This is a genomic window from Niveibacterium terrae (assembly GCF_048213115.1).
Taxonomy (GTDB): domain Bacteria; phylum Pseudomonadota; class Gammaproteobacteria; order Burkholderiales; family Rhodocyclaceae; genus Niveibacterium; species Niveibacterium terrae.
Window position 1 is genome coordinate 833,875 of record NZ_CP172404.1, and the last position, 23,317, is coordinate 857,191.

At 65.0% G+C, this 23,317-nt stretch carries 5 protein-coding genes, 1 tRNA gene and 1 pseudogene; 4 read left to right on the forward strand and 3 right to left on the reverse strand.

Going from position 1 to position 23,317, the window contains the following annotated elements; genetic code table 11:
• Positions 1-82: 82 nt before the first annotated feature.
• The 4 genes and pseudogenes from ACHFB9_RS03890 (at position 83) to istB (ending at position 18,972) form a co-directional block, all read left to right on the forward strand.
• The gene (locus ACHFB9_RS03890; RefSeq protein WP_417069668.1) at positions 83-15,946 is read left to right on the forward strand and encodes a filamentous hemagglutinin N-terminal domain-containing protein; all 15,864 of its coding nucleotides are present in this window, start codon (positions 83-85) and stop codon (positions 15,944-15,946) included.
• A gap of 75 nt (positions 15,947-16,021) precedes the next feature.
• Positions 16,022-16,753 carry a SapC family protein gene (locus ACHFB9_RS03895; protein ID WP_417069669.1) on the forward strand — a complete coding sequence of 244 codons (732 nt, stop codon included), beginning with the start codon at positions 16,022-16,024 and terminating at the stop codon, positions 16,751-16,753.
• A 148-nt stretch (positions 16,754-16,901) separates the two neighbouring features.
• A pseudogene (gene istA, locus ACHFB9_RS03900) lies at positions 16,902-18,120 on the forward strand (IS21 family transposase); the annotation flags it as partial.
• A gap of 114 nt (positions 18,121-18,234) precedes the next feature.
• Positions 18,235-18,972 carry an IS21-like element helper ATPase IstB gene (istB, locus tag ACHFB9_RS03905; RefSeq protein WP_417069670.1) on the forward strand — a complete coding sequence of 246 codons (738 nt, stop codon included), beginning with the start codon at positions 18,235-18,237 and terminating at the stop codon, positions 18,970-18,972.
• 348 nt (positions 18,973-19,320) lie between these two features.
• Here istB and ACHFB9_RS03910 read toward each other — a convergent pair.
• The 3 genes from ACHFB9_RS03910 to dnaG all read right to left on the reverse strand — a co-directional run bounded on the left by ACHFB9_RS03910 (position 19,321) and on the right by dnaG (position 23,257).
• A tRNA-Ile gene (locus ACHFB9_RS03910) sits at positions 19,321-19,399 on the reverse strand.
• A gap of 35 nt (positions 19,400-19,434) precedes the next feature.
• The gene (gene rpoD, locus ACHFB9_RS03915; protein WP_417069671.1) at positions 19,435-21,396 is read right to left on the reverse strand and encodes an RNA polymerase sigma factor RpoD; all 1,962 of its coding nucleotides are present in this window, start codon (positions 21,394-21,396) and stop codon (positions 19,435-19,437) included.
• A 64-nt stretch (positions 21,397-21,460) separates the two neighbouring features.
• On the reverse strand, positions 21,461-23,257 hold the full coding sequence (dnaG, locus tag ACHFB9_RS03920) for a DNA primase (protein WP_417069672.1): 1,797 nt from the start codon (positions 23,255-23,257) through the stop codon (positions 21,461-21,463).
• Positions 23,258-23,317 lie beyond the last annotated feature (60 nt).

The following is a 23,317-nucleotide window of genomic DNA, read 5'->3' on the forward strand; positions in this document are numbered from 1 at the left end:
AGTGCCGGCCGGGTCCCAACATTCTGAGCCTCAACCTCGCAACAGCGCGGGTGATGAGGCCGACCATCAAAAGAGCGCGCTCATGTTCATCATCAAGCCTTCCCGCCAAGTACTCCGTCGTGTCGCCATTCGCGCTCGTCGCATGCAGCGTTCGCTGGTCGGCCGCGGACATCGAGTTGCCCTGTCGCAACTGTCAATGGCAGTGAGTGCGCTGCTCGCCGGTTCGATGGCCTATGGGAACCCGAGCGGTGGCCAGGTCGTGGCCGGTTCGGCGACCATCACCAACGGTGCGCCGGGCACGCAGAACATCTTTCAGCAAAGCAATCGCGCCATCATCAACTGGCAAGGCTTCAGCATCGCGGCGAACGAGACTGTGAACTTCGTGCAGCCCTCTGCCAGCAGTGTGACGCTCAACCGTGTGCTCGGTAACGATCCTTCGGCCATCTTCGGGCGGCTCAACGCCAACGGCTCCGTGATGCTGGTCAACCCGAACGGCATCGTCTTCGGTGCCGGCTCGCGCGTGGATGTGGGGGGGCTAGTTGCAAGCACCGCCAACATCCGCGACAAGGACTTCATGGCGGGTCGTTATGCGTTCACGCAGGCCTCGCCGAGCACGCAGGCGGCGATCGAGAACCATGGTCACATCAGCATCAAGGACAGTGGGCTCGCCGCCATGGTGGCCCCGCGCGTGCGCAACGCCGGCGTAATCGAGGCGCGTCTGGGCCGCGTGGCGCTGGGCGCCGCCAATACCTTCACGCTCGATTTTCATGGCGACGGGCTCCTCAGCTTTGGCGCTGGCGCGGCCATCAGTGAAGCGCCCGGCGGTGATGGGGCGCTGGTGATCAACAGCGGCGAGATTCGCGCCGAAGGGGGCAACGTGCTGCTGACTGCCCGCGCGCTCAAAGGCGTGGTGGATCAGGTCATCAACACCAGCGGCCTGATCAGCGCCACCACGGTGAGCGGCGAGAACGGCCGCATTGTGCTGTCGGGCGGCGACGCGGGCACGGTCGCCATCGGCGGGCGCATCGATGCTTCCGCCGCGTTGGGTGGCCAAGGGGGCACGGTCGTCGCGACCGGTGAGCATGTGGCGGTGATGGGCGGCACACTTATCGATGCATCGGGTCGCAACGGTGGTGGCGAGATTGCGCTGGGCAGCACCGGCCTGACCGATTCCGCGAACCGGTTTGCGAACAAGTCGCAAAGCGTCACGGTGGCCGCCGGCGCCGAGCTCAATGCCGATGCCACCGGCCAAGGCGATGGCGGTACCGTCACGCTGTGGTCGAAGGATCAGACGGTTTTCGCCGGCAACCTCTCGGCGCGCGGGGCCGGGCAAGGCGGTGACGGCGGCTTTGCCGAAGTGTCCAGCCAGAACAACATCGAACTCACCGGGGGCGTGGATCTGCGAGCCACCCAGGGCAAAACCGGTACTTTGCTAATCGATCCGACTGACCTGCGCATTGTCGATGCGGCATCGGGCGGCAGTCAGGACGGCAATGCCGGCGACGGCAACGTCGCCAGCGGCGACGCGAACCAGGGTTCGGGCGGCACGCTCAACACGGTTTCGCGCGGCTTGCTCGAAAGCATCTCGGGCAGCGCCAACATCGTGCTGCAGGCCACGGGCCAGATTACGGTTGATGCCATGGCCGGTGGCCTCATCAGTCTCGCCACGACGGCCGGGCACGGCTTCACGCTGCAGTCCACCCTCAGCAATGGCATCCGCTTTGTCGATGCCAACACCGAGGTTCGTACCCAGGGCGGCAACATCACGCTGGAAGCGCTGGGCATCGGCAGCACGTTGGCCAACATCGGCAAACTCAGCAGCAACGGCGGTGCGGTCACGTTGCGTGCCACCGGCGATGTGCAACTGGGTGGCGCAATTAACGCCGGGTCCGGTGCGGTGCAGGTGCAGACGACGGTTGGGTCGATCACGAATGCCGGCGCTACCGCGCCGCTCGTGAGCGGCAATTCGGTGACGCTCACCGCGGGCGGCGGCAATATTGGCGCTGCCGGCAACGCGATCAGCACCCATACGACTCAGCTTGGCCTGGAAGCGGGCGGCAGCATCCACGCGGCAAGCGACATGGCGCTCGCCAGCCTGTCGGTGAATGCGCTGCATGTTGCGCCCGGCACCCATACCTACAACATCAGCGGCACGGGGCTGAACTTCCAGCTCACTGATGGCAGCGCCGTCAATGCGTCGCAGATCACGCTGTCTGGCTTGAATTTGACGCTTGCGTCCGATCGCGACCTCACGCTCGGTGACATCAATGTCGGCGCGGGCACGGTATCGGCCCGGTCGAGCGGCGGAAACCTGTTCGGCACGGCAGGCAGTGCAGTCACCGCCGGTAGCATCACCCTTTCGGCCAACGGCAGCACCGGCAACAACGGGGCCATCGGCAGCGGCGCGCAGGCTATCAATACCGCCACCAGCGCACTCAGCGCCACCAGCGGTACCGGCGGCGCCTACGTGGCCAACACCGGCATGCTTGCGCTGAACACACTTAACACACGCGGCAGCTCCAGCATCACCAGCACGGGTACGCTGACGGCGGGCAATGTGAATGCCGGCAGCGCTACGCTGGCGCTGGGCTCCACCGGCGGCAGCGTGCTGGACGACGGCAACAGCACAACACGTATCGCCGCCGGCACGCTGCAACTGAGCGCTGGCGGCGCCATTGGCAGCAGCGGCGCACGTGTATCCACCAATGCCAGCACTCTCTCGGCCAACGCGGCCCTTGGCGGCATCTACGCTGCGACCTCGGCCAATTCCAGCGTGCTGTCGTCGATTACGTCCGGCAACGGCGCCATCGACATCACCACCGGCGGCAGCTCGACGCTTACCTCGCTGACCTCCAGCACCTCGTCAGCCAGTAACAGCATCACCGTCGCGGCCACCGGCACCGGCTCCATGAGCGTGGGCACGGTTAACGCCGGCAGCCTGGGCGACGTGACGCTGACTACGACCGCGGGGTCAATCTCCGGCAACAGCGGGCTGATTACGGGCAATACCGTCACGCTCAATGCCGCCAACAGCGGATCTGTATCGGTTCGGACCGCCGCCTCGCACCTGGATGTTCAAGCCGGCTCCAGCAGCATCAACATCACGCAAACCGGGTCGGTCACGCTGGACCGCATTTCGACCCCCAGCACCTTTGTCAGCGTCACCAGCAACAGCGGCGACATCACGGTGGGCGGCGTGAGCACCTCCACCAGCGGCCAGGTGAGCCTGACCGCCACAGCAGGCGCCATCCTCGACGACGGCAATAGCGCCACCCGCATCATCACCGGGACGGCTTCACTCAGCGCCGGCGGTGCCATCGGCACGGCGACCAATGCTGTGCAGACCAAGGCTACCGGGCTCGCAGTCACCAGCACCGGTAATTTGTATGTAACCAACACCGACGCAACGCTCACCAACCTGAGCGTGACCAATCGGCATACCGCGCCGGGTGTGGCCAACACGCTTCAGATCACCTCGCCCTACCTGACTTTCGACGTTACCGACAGCGGCACCCAATACTCACTGAACCGCCTCGTGGGCGTGCCGCTGGGCTCGCTGGCCTTCAGCGGCGACCAGACGGTGCAGGTCGGCCAGGTGCAGGCGGCCGGCTCTGTCAGCCTCACCGCCACCCAGGGCAACCTGGTGGACGATGGCAACCTGAATTCGCGCGTCACCTCCGGTAGCACACTGACCCTGAGCGCCGCGCAAGGCAGCGTGGGCAGCATCGCCAATCCGATGAGCGCCAACGCATCCAGCCTGGCGCTTACCACGCGCGGCGACCTCTACATCACTGATATTGCCGACCTGAGCACGCTCACGATCACGAGCAAGCACGCGGACACCAGCACAAGCTACGGCATGGCGATCACCGCGCCGTCGCTCAAATTCAGCGTAACCGATTCGGCTGCCGGCCATGCGGTGAATACGCTCACCGACACTTCTTCGCTGACGCTCAATTTCACCAGCGACCGCGACATCACGCTGGGCCAGGTGGACGTCACCAACACCGGCTCCGCGCGCTTCACCTCCACCGCCGGAGCCATCAAGGACGACGGCAACAAGAGCACCCGCGTGCTGGCCAACAGCACCACGCTGTCGGGCCTGTCAGTCGGGGCTTCGGGCACTGCGCACCTGGACGTGGTCACCGGCACGCTGGCGGCCACCGCCAGCGCGGGCGGCGTGTACGTGGAAGTGCCCATGCCCACGGGCAGCACCAACACCACCAGCACGCTCACGCTCGGCACCATCACGGCCACCGGGCCGGTGGCGATCTCCGCGCTGGAAGGCAATTTGTCGCTGGGTGGCTTCATGACCGCCACCAATCAGTCCGTCAGCCTGACCGCTGCGCAGGGTGCCATCCTCAGCCCCAGCGGCTATAGCATTGCCATCGGCACCGGCAGCCTGACGCTGGATGCTGCCCAGGCCATCGGCAGCAGCGGCAGCGCATTGCCGGTGACCAGCAGCAGTGGCGCCACGCTCAGTGCGCAAGCCGGAACCTCGATGTGGCTCAGCGGCAGTGGGCCGATGACCTTGTCCAGCCTGGGCGCCGGCGCCGGCATCACCTACACGCAGAGCAGCGGCGCGATTACCGTCGGCCATGTGGATGCGACGGCGGGCGGCACGGTAGCCATCACAGCCAGCACCGGAGCGATTCAAGATGACAGCAACGGTGCCACCGGTATCCGTGCCAATCAGGTGAGCCTGAGCGCCGCGCAGAGCAGCATCGGCAGCGGGACCGCCATTGCGGTGGATGCACCGAAGCTGCTTGTAACCGCCAACGGCAACATCAATGTGGCTGACAGCGCCACGCTGGACACCCTCTCGTTGACTCGCGGTACTGGCTCGTCCGGCAGCATTGCCATCACAGCCGGCGCCGGCCAGCACTTCACGATCTCTGAAGACGGAAGCGCGCACTACCTGGAATTGGTGGATAGCAGTACACCGCTTGCCTTCAGCTTCGCGGGCCAGCGCAACGTGAAGGTGGGCAGCATTGACGTGGGCAATGCTGGCTCCGCCAGCATCAGCTCGGCCGCCGATCTGAGTAATGACGGCATGCCTGGCTCCAGCATTGTGGCAGGCAGGGTTTCGCTGACCGCGGGCACGGCGGGCTCGATTGGCGCTACCGGCGCCGGCAATGGTTTCAGTCTGGAAGGCACCACGGCGCTGACGCTCAATGCGGGACGCAACTTCTTCGCGGCGAGCGATTCGGCCCTGACCGACCTGGCGATCACCAGCACCAACACCACGACAGCAGCCGGCACGGCCAGCGTGTTTGGTGTCAGTGGCCTCGGGCAGACCTTCGGCATCACCGACAGCGGCACCACGCAGAGCCTGGACTTCACTGGCACGGCGCTGACCAACACCAGCTTCACGACGCGCAAGAACATCGTGGCTGGTGCGCTTACGGCTACCGGCGACGTGGTGCTGACCACCAGCGGAGGTGGGGCCAACAGCAACATCAGCAGCGACTCGGGCAGCGGCCGCATCGCCGGCAACCGGGTATTGCTGACGGCCACCTCCAGCACGTCCGGCGGCGGTTCCATCGGCAGCAGTGGTACCGCGCTGCGCGTGGATACGCCCACCGTGATCCTAAACGGCAGCGCCAACGTCTACGTGAGTGACGCGCAGAACCTGGCCAAGCTGGACATGACGCTCACCCACGGCACGAACACCGCCTTCGGCTATGGCGTGACGGCCGGCAACCTGAACAGCTTCAACATCACCGACGGCAGCACCCAGAGCCTGGGCCTGGCGGTCAGCGGTGCGATGGACTTCAGCTACAGCGTGGACCGCGCACTGTCGGTGTCCACCGTCGACGCGGGCACCAGTACCACCGGCACAGTCTCGCTCACCTCACGCAGTGCCCCCACTGGCACCGGCGCGCAGATCAATCGCAGCAGCGGCAGCATCACCGCCGGCACCGTCACGCTCTCGGCCACCGGCTCCAACGGCGGCGTGGGGGCCGGTGCCACGCTGAGCACCAACACCAAGAACCTGAGCATTGCCACCGGTGGCAATGTCAGCGTGTCCAACAGTACTTCGCTGACCAGCCTCGCCCTGGATGCCCGCCACAACACCAGCGGCAGCAGTACGCACAGCTATTCGATCAGCTCCACCGGCCTGACCTTCAGCATCAGCGACACCCTGGGCAACAACGCCTTCCAGTTGTCGAACATCACCCAGACCGGCCTTGACCTCGCGGTCAAGGCCGACCGGGTCATAACCGCCAGCAGCGTCAACACCGGCGCCGGCGGCAAAGTCACCCTCAACAGCGCCAGCTATGTGCAGGGCGGCAGCGGCGCCAGCGCCGGCAGCCCCAGCATCACCACCGGCGACCTAACGCTTAACGGCGGTAGCGCCTTCGGTTATCAAGGCAGCACGCCGCTCTACACCGCGGCCGGAACGCTCTCCAGCAACCTGAGCAACACGCTGTACCTGTCCAATGCCGGCGCCCTGACGCTCAAGACCAACACGGTGGGCGGCTCAGCCGACGTGGCCAGCAGCAATAACTCGCTGTTGCAAGGCAGCGGCGGCCTGTTTACCACGCCGACGCTCAAACTCAGCGCCAACCAGTCGCTGGGCAGTACTGGCGCGCTGCTGACCGACGCACGCCGGCTCACGCTGGTGTCACGTGGCAACATTGATGTGAGCAACGCGTCCGACCTGTACGCCTTGACGATGACGTCCACCCACGGCACACCCGGCGTGCAGAACACGATCTCGGTGGCGGCGCCGCGACTGGCCCTGGCTCTGAGCGACAGCGCGGGCGGCAACCAGTACCACCTGAGCAATCTGGTGGATAGCTCCGGGCTGGACTTCACGCTTAACACCGATGTGGACTTGAACCTTGGCACCGTCAATGCGCAGGCGGGTCGCTCGCTGGCGCTCTACAGCACCGGCGCCACCACGTCGATCACCAACGATGGCAGCAGCCTGCTCACAGCCGGCAGCGTCACGCTCTCGGCCGGCGGCTCGGTGGGCGCGGCGGGCGGCAGCGGCACACGCATGCAGACGGACGCCCTGAGCCTGACGCTGGCCACCGGCGCGAACGTGTACACGGACAATGCGCAGGATCTGACCAGCCTGTCGCTCACCAGCAGCCAGACCGCGGGCGGCACCCCACCGGTGTATCAGGTGACAGCACCATCGCTTGCCTTCGACGTCACCGACAACGGCACCACGCATATCAACAACGTAACCGACAGCACCGGTCTGAATTTCACGCTCAACACCCAGCGCGACCAAGCGGTAGGTGTTGTCGACGTGGGCCGCTCGGGCACCGTGTCGCTCACCAGCGCCGGCGACATCCTGGGCGACGCTGACAGCAGCAAGCGCATCCACGCCGCCAGCGCCACGCTCTATGCAAGCAACGGCGGCGCCATCGGCAGCGTAGGCAATCCGATCCGCCTCTCCGCACCGCTGGTGAGCTTGAGCCCAACCGGCGCGCTGAATGTGGAGTCGGACACGCACATCGACAGCCTGAGCATCAGCACCACGCACCCCACCGTCACGTATGGCGGCACCTACAACATCGTGTCAGTGCCGATCACGGGCGCGGCCTACCCGCTATTCACCGCCACTGACAGCGTTACCGGCACCGCCCTTACCAGCTTGAACGACCCGCTCGGCCTTGCGTTCACCTTCACCAGCGACCATGCCATGCAGGTTGGCACGCTGAATCTGGGGGCCACCGGCACGGTTACGCTCACTGGCACGGGCAGCGGCGACATCTTGGGCGATGGCGACCCGAATACCCTGGTGCAGGCCGCCAGCCTGAGCATGACGAGTTACGGCGGTGCCGTGGGCGCCAGCGGCAGCGGAAACGGCATCGATGCCACGGTCAACGCCGTCAGCGCAACCGCGCAGGGTGGTGCGGTTTACCTGGCGCTGCACGGCCGTACCTCGCTGGGCAACATCTCGGCCACCGGCGGGATGGGCCTGAGCAACGACGAAGGCGACATCGCACTCGGTTCGATCAATGCGGGAGGCAACGCCGTCACCATCAACAACCAGGGCGGCTCCATCCTGAGTGGTTCGATCAACAACACCACTGCGGTCTCGCTCACCGCCAGCGGGTCGATTGGCAACACCAGTGCGATCGGCACCTCGGCCAACGGTGGTGGCACCACCACCCTCACGGCTTCGGCCAGTGCAGCCCATGGCGCCAGTGGCAGCATCGCCATTAGCGAAAGCTACAACCTGGCGGCTTCGTCGGTGACGGCGCCGGCGGCCGTGACGCTGAGCAGCGGCTACGGGCTGTCGGTTGGCACGATTACCAGCGGCGCTGCGGTGACGCTGGATTCGTCGCAAGGCAGCATCACCGGCATCAATGGCAGTAACGCCATCACCGGCACCCGCGTCGATCTGTCTGCCCGCTACGGCACAGGCAACAGCATTGGCAGCAGCGGCACGCGCTTGAACGTGAACACGCCGCAACTCGTGCTCAACACCCCGGGCAGCGTGTACGTGACCGACAGCGCAGATCTGAACCTGCTGACGGTGGACCGCACCAACTACACCGGCACCGGCAGCAGCGGCACACTCAGTGTGATTGCCAGCGGCCTGACCTTCAGCGCCACCGACAGCAGCAATACCACCACGCTGACCAGCCTGTCGGACGGAACCGGGCTCGATTTCAACTATCAGGGCATCGGCTCGTTGGCGGTGGGCAATCTGAACGTGGGCGGCACCGGCAGCATGCTGCTGCAGGCCTACCTGAGCGGCGGCGATGGGAACATCAATGCCATCAACGGCAGCTCGCTGATTACTGCCGGCAACCTCACCCTGCAGGCCTACGGCGCCGGCAGCAATATCGGTACGACCGGCACGCCGCTGGGGCTGGCGGTGGGCTCGCTGACGGCCAGCGCCGGAACGGGTGGCATCGTGCTGAACCAGGCCGGCTCGCTGAACTTGTCCAGCGTGGCCACTACCGGCGATTTGAAAGTGACTGCCAGCAGCGGCGACCTGACCTTGGGCTCGCTGAGCTATGGCAGCGCGAAGACGCTCAACCTCACTGCTAGCGCCGGCAGCATTCTGGCCGGCAGCGGCACTTTGACCGGCGGCGGCGCGAACGCGGCGATCACACTGAGCGCCGCCAACGGCATTGGTACCGACGTGGCACCGATTCTGGTGAATGCCTCGGCCGGCCACACGGTGAGTGCCAGCGTGACTGGTACCGGCTCGCTGTACCTGAGCAGCCTGGGCACGCTCAATGGTGGCCTGAGCACGGCGGTCAACAACGGCTCTACCAACGTGACGGCCGCGGGCAACACCCTCCTCACATCGATGACCAGCAGCACCGATGCGGTTGGCAACGATATCCGCGTGACTGCCAGCGCAGGCGACATCACGGTCGTGAACGTTTCGGGCGGTGCCAACGCACGCGCCAACGAAGTGCAGTTGTCGGCCAACGCGGGTCGCTTGCTGGCCACAGGCAGTACCGTCATCGAAGGCTTCGAAGTCAGCCTGTACGGCGCCACCGGTGTAGGCAACAGCACTTATCGTGTCGGCGCCAGCGGGCAGCGCGTGCAGGTGGAAAGCGGTGGCGGAGCCATCTACCTGGGCGCGAGCAGCGACACGGTGCTCTCGAGCGTGGAATCCAACGGCGGCCTGATCGACATTGCAGCATCGGCTGATCTGCTGCTGGCCAATGCCGCGTCAGGTGGCGGTGCGATCAACGTTACCGGCACTGCGAGCAACGTGGCTCTGATCGCTGGCAACATCAATGCCGGCAGCGGCAGCGTCACAATGGCATCGACCGGGAGTGGCGGCACGGTGCAGGACGACGGAAACGCGTCCACCCACATCATTGGCAATACCGTGACCCTCAACGGTGCGGCCGGCATCGGCAGTGCCTCGCAGGCAGTCCAAACCTCCGCCGGCAGCTTGACCCTGACCGGCGGCGCATCGGGCACCGGGGTGTTTGTCGACGACGCGAACGCCAGCGGCGTGACGCTGAATTCGGTGATTGCCCAGAACGGCGCAGTGGTCATCAACACCGCCGGCCCCACGGTGGCCACGCTCGTCAGTGCGGCCAGCGATGCGGCCGGCAACAACGTCACCCTGAGCACCAGCAGTGGCGATCTGACGGTGGCCAGCGTGTCGGCGGGGCCCAACAACGGTGTGGTGACGCTGACTTCCGCAGGTTCCATCCTGGCCAGTGGCGGCGGCACGCATGTCACCGCCCAGGGGGTGCAGCTCAACGCCGGGGCAAATATCGGTACGGTGACCGATCTGGTCACCGGTGCCGGCACGCCGATCCGCATCAATGCCAGCGCGCTCAACGGCGTCACTACCACCGGCACCAACGCGGTGGTGTCGATCGACAACCTGAACACCAGCACCTGGACCTTGGGCGCGGGTGCGGTGTCGATGGGCAGTGGCGGTTCTGCCTATCTGCGCGCCGCAGGCGACCTGAACGTCACGGCCGGCCTGTCGGTGAACGGCAACCTGTTGCTCAGTTCCGCCGGATTGCTGACGCTGCCCACGGCGGGCATCAGCACCACTGGCGCCTTGCGCCTGATTGGCAGCACCGATGTGGTATCCGCGGGTGCCGTGCGGAACCTGCAACTCGCGGGCGACTCGGTCTACCTTCGCAGCGGCGCAGCGGGCGGCGACACCACGCTGACGACCAGCACCGGTGTGCTGGATGCAGCGCTGAGCAGCGCGGGCGACCTTACCGTCAACAACACCGGCACGCTGACCAGCACCACGCTCGCCACCAGTGACGGCGACATCACTGCCACCAGCAGCAGCGGCATGACCGCCAGCAGCGTGATCGCCGGCGGTAGCGGTCGCACGATCGACCTGAGTGCAAGCAGCGGCGATCTGACCGTGGGCACGCTCAACGCAGGCGCCGCCGGCACGCTGACTTTGTCGGCAGCCACCGGCAAGCTGCTCACATCGGCGGCATCGCTGACGGGCAGCACGCTCAACCTCAGCAGCGGCAGCGGCATCGGAAGCAGCGGGGCGGCCTTTGATGTCAACGGCATCGATGTTGCTGCGCAGGTCACCGGCACGGGCAGCATTTATCTTGCATCGACCCCGGCGCTCACAACGGGCGCCTTGACCACGGCGAATGGCGACATCCTCGTTACCACCGCGGGCAACCTCAACGCCAATGGCGTGATCAGCGCCGGCCAGAGTGGCAACGTCTCGCTCACTTCGACCGGCGGCGACGTGGCGCTCGCGCAAGCCTTCGTCAACAACGGCCTCGATACCAGCCGCTCGGGCCTCAGCGTGCAAGGTCAACAGATCACTGTTGGCGCGGTCACGACGAGCGGCGCGCAGACTTACACCGGCAACCTGATCGTTGGCGGCGCCCTCTCGGGCAGCACGCTATCGGTCAGCGGCAACAGCACGCTGAACGCCAACGTGACGACGTTTGGCGTGCAGAGCTACGGCGGTGCGGTCACCTTGGGAGTGGATGCCACGCTGGCCGGCAACGGCATCGGTTTCGCCAGCACGCTCGACGGCGCTCATGCGCTGACCGTGAACGCCGGCAGTGGCGCCGCCAATTTTGCTGGTGCCGTGGGTGGCACAACCCGTCTGGGTGCATTGAACGTCGCCAGCAGCGGCGCCACCACCTTCGCCGGTGCGGTGCGTGCTGCAACGCTCAGCACCGATGCGGCCGGTTCGCTGGTGCTCAACGGTGGCACGGTGGACACCACCGGCACGCAAACCTACGGCGAACGCGCGGTGCTTGGCAGCAACACCACGCTGGCCGGTAGCACCGTCACGCTCGCGGGCGGCGCGGATGGCAGCAGCGCGGGCGGGCAAGCGCTTACCGTGGCCGGCAACTTGGTCGGTAACGGCGCAATCGGCGCGAACCAGTCGCTCGCCAGTGTATCGGTCAGCGGTAACAGCACGCTGAACGCCAACATCACCACGGCTGGCACGCAGACCTACACCGGCGCTGTGACGCTGGCCGGAGATACCACCCTGAACGGTGCGGGCATCAGCCTTGCCAGCACGCTCGACGGCGCCCATGCGCTGACCGTGTATGCCGGCAGTGGCGCGGCGAACTTCGCCGGCGCGGTGGGGGGGACGACGCGCCTGGGGGTATTGAACGTCGCCAGCAGCGGCGCCACCACCTTCGCCGGTGCGGTGCGTGCTGCAACGCTCAGCACCGATGCGGCCGGTTCGCTGGTGCTCAACGGTGGCACGGTGGACACCACCGGCACGCAAACCTACGGCGAACGCGCGGTGCTTGGCAGCAACACCACGCTGGCCGGTAGCACCGTCACGCTCGCGGGCGGCGCGGATGGCAGCAGCGCGGGCGGGCAAGCGCTTACCGTGGCCGGCAACTTGGTCGGTAACGGCGCAATCGGCGCGAACCAGTCGCTCGCCAGTGTATCGGTCAGCGGTAACAGCACGCTGAACGCCAACATCACCACGGCTGGCACGCAGACCTACACCGGCGCTGTGACGCTGGCCGGAGATACCACCCTGAACGGTGCGGGCATCAGCCTTGCCAGCACGCTCGACGGCGCCCATGCGCTGACCGTGAATTCCGGCAGTGGCGCGGCGAACTTCGCCGGCGCGGTGGGTGGAACGACGCGCCTGGGGGTATTCAACGTCGCCAGCAGCGGCGCCACCACCTTCGCAAGTACGGTGCGTGCCACAACGCTCAGCACCGATGCAGCCGGTTCGCTGGCGCTCAACGGTGGCACGGTGGACACCACCGGCACGCAAGCCTACGGCGAACGCGCCGTGCTGGGCAGCACTACCACGCTGACGGGCAGCACCGTCACGCTCGCGGGCGGCGCGGATGGCAGCAGCGCGGGTGGGCAAGCGCTTACCGTGGCCGGCAACTTGGTCGGTAACGGCGCAATCGGCGCGAACCAGTCGCTCGCCAGTGTATCGGTCAGCGGCAACAGCACGCTGAACGCCAACATCACCACGGCTGGCACGCAGACCTACACCGGCGCTGTGACGCTGGCCGGAGATACCACCCTGAACGGTGCGGGCATCAGCCTTGCCAGCACGCTCGACGGCGCCCATGCGCTGACCGTGAATGCCGGCAGTGGCGCCGCCAATTTTGCTGGTGCCGTGGGTGGCACAACCCGTCTGGGTGCATTGAACGTCGCCAGCAGCGGCGCCACCACCTTCGCCGGTGCGGTGCGTGCTGCAACGCTGAGCACCGATGCAGCCGGTTCGCTGGCGCTCAACGGTGGCACGGTGGACACCACCGGCACGCAAGCCTACGGCGAACGCGCCGTGCTTGGCAGCACTACCACGCTGACGGGCAGCACCGTCACGCTTGCGGGCGGCGCGGATGGCAGCAGCGCGGGTGGGCAAGCGCTTACCGTGGCCGGCAACTTGGTCGGTAACGGCGCAATCGGCGCGAACCAGTCGCTCGCCAGTGTAACGGTCAGCGGTAACAGCACGCTGAACGCCAACGTGACGACGTTTGGCGTGCAGAGCTACGGCGGTGCGGTCACCTTGGGAGTGGATGCCACGCTGGCCGGCAACGGCATCGGTTTCGCCAGCACGCTCGACGGCGCTCATGCGCTGACCGTGAACGCCGGCAGTGGCGCCGCCAATTTTGCTGGTGCCGTGGGTGGCACAACCCGTCTGGGTGCATTGAACGTCGCCAGCAGCGGCGCCACCACCTTCGCCGGTGCGGTGCGTGCTGCAACGCTGAGCACCGATGCGGCCGGTTCGCTGGTGCTCAACGGTGGCACGGTGGACACCACCGGCACGCAAGCCTACGGCGAACGCGCCGTGCTGGGCAGCACTACCACGCTGACGGGCAGCACCGTCACGCTTGCGGGCGGCGCGGATGGCAGCAGCGCGGGTGGGCAAGCGCTTACCGTGGCCGGCAACTTGGTCGGTAACGGCGCAATCGGCGCGAACCAGTCGCTCGCCAGTGTATCGGTCAGCGGTAACAGCACGCTGAACGCCAACATCACCACGGCTGGCACGCAGACCTACACCGGCGCTGTGACGCTGGCCGGAGATACCACCCTGGACGGTGCGGGCATCAGCCTTGCCAGCACGCTCGACGGCGCCCATGCGCTGACCGTGAATGCCGGCAGTGGCGCGGCGAACTTCGCCGGCGCGGTGGGTGGAACGACGCGCCTGGGGGTATTGAACGTCGCCAGCAGCGGCGCCACCACCTTCGCCGGTGCGGTGCGTGCCGCAACGCTCAGCACCGATGCAGCCGGTTCGCTGGCGCTCAACGGTGGCACGGTGGACACCACCGGCACGCAAGCCTACGGCGAACGCGCCGTGCTGGGCAGCACTACCACGCTGACGGGCAGCACCGTCACGCTCGCGGGCGGCGCGGATGGCAGCAGCGCGGGCGGGCAGGCGCTTACCGTGGCCGGCAACTTCGTCGGCAACGGCGCAATCGGCGCGAACCAGTCGCTTGCCAGTGTATCGGTCAGCGGTAACAGCACGCTGAACGCCAACATCACCACGGCTGGCACGCAGACCTACACCGGCGCTGTGACGCTGGCCGGAGATACCACCCTGAACGGTGCGGGCATCAGCCTTGCCAGCACGCTCGACGGTGCCCATGCGCTGACCGTGAATGCCGGCAGTGGCGCGGCGAACTTCGCCGGCGCGGTGGGTGGAACGACGCGCCTGGGGGTATTGAACGTCGCCAGCAGCGGCGCCACCACCTTCGCAAGTACGGTGCGTGCCGCAACGCTCAGCACCGATGCAGCCGGTTCGCTGGCACTCAACGGTGGCACGGTGGACACCACCGGCACGCAAACCTATGGCGAACACGCGGTGCTGGGGGCCAACACGACGCTGAGCGGGACCACGGTTTCGCTGGCGAGTGGCGTGGACGCAGCGTCGGCTGGCTCGCAAGGCCTCACGATTGTCGCCAATGCGGTGCTCGGTGATGTGGGCGTCAATCAGGCGCTGAAGGCATTGTCAGTCAGCGGCACCACCTTGCTGGGCGCTGGCGGCCCAGCTCCAGCCCCCTTGTCGATCGGTGGGATGCCTTCGCTTGGCGCAGCGACACTGCTGGGCGGTGCAACGGTTAACACCACCGGAAGCCAGACCTACAGCGGCGCCTTCACCGCTGGCGGAGACGCCACACTCAGCAGCAGCGGCGGATCGCTGGTATTTGGCAGCGCAGTAGACGGCCCGCAGGGCAAGACGCTGGCCCTGTACACGGATGCCGGGGATGTCGATGTCGCGGGCGCATTGCGCGTCGGCAATTTGATCCAAACGGTCGGGGGGATGAGCCGTTTCCGCAATACGGTGACAGCCGAAAGCGACATTCAACTGAGCGCTCGCAGCTTCATCTTTGACAATGCCGTGACGGCCAACAAGGGTGCGATCTCACTGGCCAACAGTGACAGCGCAGGCACGGTGAACTTTGCCGCCGGCGCCAACGTGCAAGCAGCGACTGGCTTCAGCCAGACCGGCGGTGCGGTGGTGTATCTGCCGGCGCAGTTGCGCGTTACGCAAGGGCCGATCTCGCTTGAGGCCTCGGCGCGCCTGCCTGGAGGGCAGGCTCGTATCGAAACCGACGGCAACATCACGCTGACCGGCCTGATCGGCACCGACTCCGCGCTGACCATGAACGGCGGGTGGGGTGGGAAACTGGTCGTTGGTTTGAATGACGCAGAGGCGGACCACAAGCTGAACGTACGTAGTCTCGCAGTTCAGACGACGGCGTCGGCGATGATGTATGGCGCAATCGGAGGACAAGGCGGTGCGCAGGCGGCCTCACGCGTCAATAGCCGCTTGGTGAATGCCCCGTATTTCATCAACGACACGCCTTGGGGCCCGATCGACACGATCGCGACGGTGACGGCCACCACGACACCGAAGAACGTGGTTCCCAGCCGACTGCTTACGTCTGAACTGTTCAGCCGCAAGTTCACCGCAGCGGGGATCGCGCCCGATGCTTTGTCGGTGTATGCCGACCCAGAGGTGCTCAGCATGCCGAGCTCGTCTTCACAGCCGAAGCCTCTGGAATGATGCGAACCCGAAACGTACTGGAAGCGTCACACTTGCCACCTCTTCAAGCTAAACCGCTCATTGCAGGATGAACTGATGACCGAACGGACTCTTCCCTTGTTCTACAAATCCCCGCGAGTGCTTACACCGCTCACCCACGGCAAGCACTCGCTGCAGGTGCCGCCCAACTATCGTTTCGCTGCCGATACCAACGCGGTGCCGCTTGTCGCCGAAGAAATGCCACTGGCCGCGCGCCACTACCCGGTCGTTTTCAGTGACGAGGCGACCCCGCACCCCGTAGCCATCCTTGGCCTGCAGCATCAGAAGAACCTGTTTGTCGACTGCGATGGCCGTTGGCGTGCAGGGACATACATACCGGCGTATGTCAGGCGCTATCCGTTCATTTTCTTTGAGAACGACTCGCGTACCGAGCTGACGCTGTGTGTGGACGAAGCGGCTGAGGCATTCAAGGAAGGGCCAGAGAATCCCCTTTTCGACGCCAGCGGCGAGCCGGGCGCCCTGACGCGGGGCGTCCTTGCGTTTTGCAGTGACTACCATGCCCAGCATCTGTTGGCCGCTGAACTGGGGCGCACGCTTGCGCAGGCGGATTTGCTGATCGAACACCGCGCCGACGTGACCCTCAACGACGGCCAACGCATGAGCTTGTCGGGCTTCAAGGTGATCGACCGCCAGCGCTTCGACAATCTGCCCGACGCAGCATTCCTGGAGTGGCGACGCAAGGGCTGGTTGCCGCTGATTTACAGCCACTTTTTCTCGATTGGCGCATGGTCAGCACTGATCGACCGTACGGTCGAGGTGAAGCCCTGAGTTGAACGTAACGGGCGCAGAAGCACAGCAAGCATGTTGACGCCGACCGAAATGACCGCCAGCAAAATGGATTGAGCCGACTGAAAAGTGAGCCGGGTGTTCAACCTAACCTGCTCGGATTTTGAGCAGGAGACCAGGAGTGGTCACCATGGCCATGACTGGCAAGATCCGGCGGATGTATTTCCGCGAAAAGAAGTCGGTTCGGGAGATTTCGCGACTCACGAGCCTGTCGCGTAACACGATCGACAAGTGGCTCAAGGCGCCGGTTGAACGCGAACCGGCGTACTGTCGAAAGCCCGGCCCGATCAAGCTGACACCGTATGCCGATCAGCTCACCGGCTGGCTGCGTGCCGACGCCCGCCGTTCCAAACGAGAACGGCGCACCGCCAAAGCGCTCTTTGCTGCCTTACGCGAAGCCGGTTACGAGGGCGGCTACTCACGGGTCACCGATTTTGTGCGGGCCTGGCGCCAGAACGAAGGCGCGGGCTGTACGCACCAAGCCTTCGTGCCGTTGTCGTTCGCGTTTGGCGAAGCGTTCCAGTTTGACTGGAGCGAAAAAGGTTTGGTGGTTGGCGGCATCTACTACCGGGTGTAGGCGGCGCACATGAAGCTGTGCGCGAGCCGCGCCTTCTGGCTGGTGGCTTACCCCAGTCAGGGCCATGAGATGCTGTTCGATGCACACACACGCAGCTTTGCCGCGCTAGGCGGCGTTGCACGCCGCGGTATCTACGACAACATGAAGACCGCCGTCGACAAGGTCGCCAAGGGCAAAGCCAGGGTGGTCAATGCCCGCTTTGGTGTGATGTGCGCGTACTACTTGGACTTCTGCAACGTCGCTGCCGGCTGGGAAAAGGGCGTGGTCGAAGAATGTGCAAGACAGCCGGCGGCGGATCTGGAACGAGGCGAGCGCGCAACGCTTTGCCTCCTTCGCCGAACTCAACGCCTGGCTCGCGGTGCGCTGTCAGGCGCTCTGGCAGGAACTGCGACACCCCGAACACAAGGAGTTTTGCATTGCCGAGATGCTCGAACTCGAACGTGAGCATTTGATGCCGATGCCCAGCGCTTTCGATGCTTATGTCGAAAAGCCTGCGCGCGTCTCCAGCACCTGCCTGGTGGCGGTCGCCAGCAACCGCTATTCGGTTCCCTGCGAGTGGGCCGGGCAGATGGTGAGCACCCGACTGTATCCGTCCCGTGTCGTGGTGATCGCCGACATGGCGCCGATCGCCACGCATGAACGACTCAGCGCCAGGGGACAAACGCGCTATGACTGGCAGCATTACATCCCGCTGATCGCACGCGAACCGGGGGCTCTGCGCAACGGCGCGCCCTTCAACGACATGCCTGAGCCGCTGCGGCGGCACCGCCGGCTGTCAGCACACCTTTGCAGGTGAGCACGCCGGTGCTCGCCGATACCGCCCGCTACGACAGCTTGCGACCCTTGCACCCCAATGCTCAGGTTGATGCGGGCGAGGTGCGCGACCATGCGTGACATCATCTGCGAGCTCAAACAACTGCGCCTGCATGGCATGGCGCAAGCCTGGCAGGATCTCAATGAACCGGGCCGCAGCGAGGCAGAGTCCTCACGCTGGCTGCTCGAACACCTGCTGCAGGCGGAAGTCATCGACCGCGGCACGCGCTCAATCAGCCACCCGATGCATATGGCCAAGTTTCCGATTCACCGTGATCTGGCCGGTTTTGACTCTGACCTCTATCCGGTCGATCGCAAGCTCATTGAACAGTTGGCGACGCTCGACTTCACGGCGCTGGCGCACAACGTCGTGTCAGTCGGAGGAACCGGAACGGGCAAGACGCATCTGGCGATCGCGCTTGGCGTGGCGGGCATTGCACAACGCGGCAAGTGGGCACGCTTTTACTCCACCATCGATCTGGTCAATGCGCTCGAACAGGAAAAGCAGCAAGGCAAGGCCGGGCGCATCGCGGCAAGCCTGCAGCGGATGGATCTGGTCATCTTCGATGAACTCGGTTACCTGCCCTTCAGCCAGGCCGGCGGCGCGCTGCTCTTTCACCTGCTCTCGCGCCTGTACGAACACTCCAGCGTGGTCATCACCACTAACCTGGACTTCGCCGAATGGTCCGGCGTGTTTGTCGACGCCAAGATGACCACCGCGCTACTGGACCGACTCACCCACCACTGCCACATCGTGGAAACCGGAAACGAATCCCTGCGCTACCGACACAGCCACGCGGAAGCGCGCTGACGGATCAAGGCGCGTGAGCAGGAACGACGATCACAACCAGAGCCAGATCCGGTGCCGCAAGTGGTGCAAATTTGTTCCACCCGGACCGAGCCAGCATAAACGCGCGCACGACGCACTTCGAGCAAGAAGCCTCGAAAATGATCGGAATGCGTTTGGAAAACCCTAAACTCAACCCCGGCTGATCGGTCCCCGATCAGCACCAGCCCCCAGCTCACTTTCCAGTCGGCACTGCGGCTCAGACTAAGATCGGCGCGGACAGTGTTGATCGAAACCAGCTACAAAAGGCTTACATGCAAAGCAAAAAAGCACTTAGCCCAATCGTAGGATCGGGCTAAGTGCTTGATAAATTGGTGGGCCCCCCGAGAGTCGAACTCGGCACCAACGGATTATGAGTCCGCTGCTCTAACCAGGCATGAGCTAGAGGCCCGGACGGACCGTCACAAGGACGATCCGCGGTGAAGATCAGCCCTCGCCGTCGAGGAAGCTGCGCAGTTTATCCGAACGGGACGGGTGACGCAGCTTGCGCAGCGCCTTCGCCTCGATTTGGCGGATGCGCTCGCGGGTCACGTCGAACTGCTTGCCGACCTCTTCGAGCGTGTGGTCGGTGTTCATCTCGATGCCGAAGCGCATCCGCAGAACCTTCGCTTCGCGCGGCGTCAGACTGTCGAGCACGTCCTTCGTTGCGTTGCGCAGGCCCGAGTACTCGGCGGCGTCGGCCGGAGCCACGGTCGCGGTGTCCTCGATGAAATCGCCCAGATGGGAGTCGTCGTCGTCGCCGATCGGCGTCTCCATCGAGATCGGCTCCTTGGAGATCTTCATGATCTTGCGGATCTTCTCCTCGGGCATCTCCATCTTCTTGGCCAGTGTCGCCGGATCCGGTTCGAGGCCGGTCTCCTGCAGGATCTGGCGCGAGATCCGGTTCATCTTGTTGATCGTCTCGATCATGTGCACCGGGATGCGGATCGTGCGGGCCTGGTCGGCGATCGAGCGCGTGATGGCCTGACGGATCCACCAGGTCGCATAGGTCGAGAACTTGTAGCCGCGGCGGTATTCGAACTTGTCCACCGCCTTCATCAGGCCGATGTTGCCTTCCTGAATCAGGTCGAGGAACTGCAGGCCGCGGTTCGTGTACTTCTTCGCGATCGAGATGACCAGACGCAGGTTCGCTTCGGTCATCTCGCGCTTGGCGCGGCGCATCTTCGCTTCACCGGTGGACATCTGCTTGTTGATGTCCTTGAGGTCTTTGAGCGGGATGCCGATGTGTTCCTGGAGTTCGAGCAGCTTCTGCTGTTCTTCGAGGATGGCCGGTTGCATCCGGATCAGCGTGGACGCATAGTTGGCGCCCGAGCCGATCTCGCCCTTGAGCCAGTCCATGTTGGTCTCGTTGCCGGGGAAGACCTTGATGAAGTGCAGGCGCGGCATGCCCGAGCGTTCGACGCACAGATCGAGCACCTTGCGCTCGTGCTTGCGGACGTTCTCGACCATGTGGCGGACCGTGTCGCAGAGCCTTTCGATCGAACGCGCGGTGAAGCGGATGTTCATCAGCTCGGCGCTGATCTGGCCCTGGATCTTCAGGTAGTTCTTGTCCTCGGCGCCCTTCTTCGACAGCGAGGCCATCATCTTCTCGTAGAGGTCGCGGATTACGTCGAAGCGGATCTTCGCATCGGCCTTGAGCTGCAGCTGAGACGCGCTCAGCTTGGCGGCGCCGCCGTCGTCTTCCTCTTCATCGTCGTCCTCGGTGTCGTCGAGCTCGACTTCGTCGCTGTCGGCCTGCTGCGCCGACTCTTCCGGAGCGTTGGGGTCGATCAGGCCATCGACGAGTTCGTCGATCCGCATCTCTTCACGGTCGACCTTGTCGGCCGTCGCGATGATGTCGGCGATCGTCGTCGGGCAGGCGGAGATGGCCAGCACCATGTGCTTGAGGCCATCCTCGATGCGCTTGGCAATTTCGATTTCGCCTTCGCGGGTCAGCAGTTCGACGGTGCCCATCTCGCGCATGTACATGCGGACCGGGTCGGTTGTGCGGCCGAAGTCGGAATCGACCGAGGAGAGCGCCTGTTCGGCCTCTTCCTGGGCGGCTTCGTCGTCGACGGCCTGGGGCACGTTGTCGGAGATCAGCAGCTCTTCCGCGGCGGGCGCTTCGTCATAGACCTTGATGCCCATGTCGCCGAAGGTCGAGATGATCGATTCGATCTGTTCGGCATCGACCATGTCGTCGGGCAGGTGGTCATTGACCTCGGCGTAGGTCAGGTAGCCTCTTTCCTTGCCCAGTGCGATCAGCGTCTTCAGACGGGTGCGACGCGCTTCGGCATCAGCGGGCTGTTCTGCCTGCAGGGCGAGGAGGGCGTCTTTTTCCTTGGCCTTGGCGGACTTGCTCTTGGGCGTGTCCTTGCGTGCATCTTTGGCATCTTTTTTGACGGCCATGGAATCCTCGGGGGTGTCGCGAAAACCGCGAATTTTAACGTTTTAGGGGGCGATCTGTCCAGATCTAAGCCGCTGTTTTTGTTTCGGAAAGCGCTTTGCGCCGGGCGAACAGTTCGGTCAGTCGCTGTTTGCCTTCCTGTTGTAGCAGTTGATCCGGCTGTGCGCTCAGTCGGGTGATTTCGGCGACGACGTGGGCGAGTTCGAGCTCGTGCAGCGCATCAACGAGGTAGGCTTCGACGCTTTCGTCGGCGATCAGGCCTTCCTCGATCGAACGCATCGCCAGCGCCAGCGAGGTTTCGTGCGGAGTGCCGCGAAAGTGTTCGATCCAGGCGCCGAGCGGGGCGCCAAGCAGGCTTCCGTCCTCTCCGGCGTCGACGATCGCGACCAGGGCGCCGCGTTCGGGGGTGTCGGGCAGCTGCTCGATCAGGCCCAGGGGCAGGCGCTCGCCCAGTTCGGGGCGGGAGAGCAGCGCGCGCAGCAGCTTCGATTCGAGCGGCGTGACGCGGGCGCGCGGCTGCAGCGGGGCGCGGAATTTCCCCCGGCCTTCGCTACGCGTGTAAGTCTTTTTGCTGCGCTCCGCCTGGGCGAGACCCAGCGCGCTCGTCACTTCCTCGGGGCTCAGCTGGGCCGCGAAGGCGAGTTCGCGGATCAGCTGCAGCCGCAGCACCGGAGCGCTGATCTTCGGAATCATCTCCTTCGCGACGAAGACCATCTTGGCCCGACCTTCCGCGGTCGCCAGGTCGCAGTCTTCGGCGAGCGTGTCGAGCAGGAAGCGCCCCAGCGGCGTCGCGTTTTTTGCTGCGTCCTGAAACGCCTGGGCGCCGTTGGCCCGGACAAAGGAGTCGGGGTCGTGCTCTTCGGGCAGGAACAGGAAGCTGACCAGCTTGTCGTCGGCCAGCTGCGGCAGGCTCGCTTCGAGCGCGCGGCGAGCCGCCTTGCGCCCGGCCTTGTCGCCGTCGAAGCAGAACACCAGGTGGTCGGCCTGGCGCAGCAGCTTCTGGACGTGAGTGGGTGTTGTGGCCGTGCCCAGCGTCGCGACCGCGTTGCCGACGCCGAACTGGGCCAGTGCGACGACGTCCATATAGCCTTCGACGACGATGACCGTTCCCGTTTCGCGGATCGCGACTCTCGCCTGGGGCAGACCGTAGAGTTCGCGCCCCTTTTCGAACAGTGGCGTCTCGGGCGAGTTCAGGTACTTCGGTTCGCCCGCATCGAGAATGCGCCCGCCGAACGCGATCACATTGCCCTTGCCGTCGAGGATCGGGAACATGATCCGGTCGCGGAAGCGGTCGTAGCGCCGCCCCGCTTCGTTGCTGATCACCATCCCGGCTTCGGCCAGCGCCGGCTCGTCGTATTTGGGAAAGACCGCCTGCAGAGCCTGCCAGCCGTCGGGGGCGTAGCCGATTCCGAAGCGGGCCGCGATCTCGCCGCTCAGACCGCGCTTTTTCAGGTAGCCGATCGCGCGCGGACTCGTTTTGAGCTCCCGGCGGTAGAAATTCATCGCCGTCTTCATCACCTCGAGCAGCGAACGCTGACTCTCGCGCGCCGGCGCGTCGAGCGTGACCGCTCCGTCGTCCGGCACTTCGAGGCCCATCTGCTGAGCGAGATCCTTGACCGCGTCGACGAAGCCCAGACCCGCGTATTCCATCAAAAAGCTGATCGCGGTCCCGTGCGCGCCGCAACCAAAGCAGTGATAGAACTGCTTGTTCGGGCTGACCGTGAAGGACGGCGATTTCTCGTTGTGGAAGGGGCAGCAGGCGGCGTAGTTGGCGCCGGCCTTCTTCAGCGGGACATAACGCTGAATCAGCTCGACGATATCGACGCGCGCGATCAGATCCTCGATGAAGGACTTCGGAATCATGGCCTGTCTTTGAGAGGGCGGGGGAGAGCGCTCACCCTGAACATTATAGGGAGGCCGGAG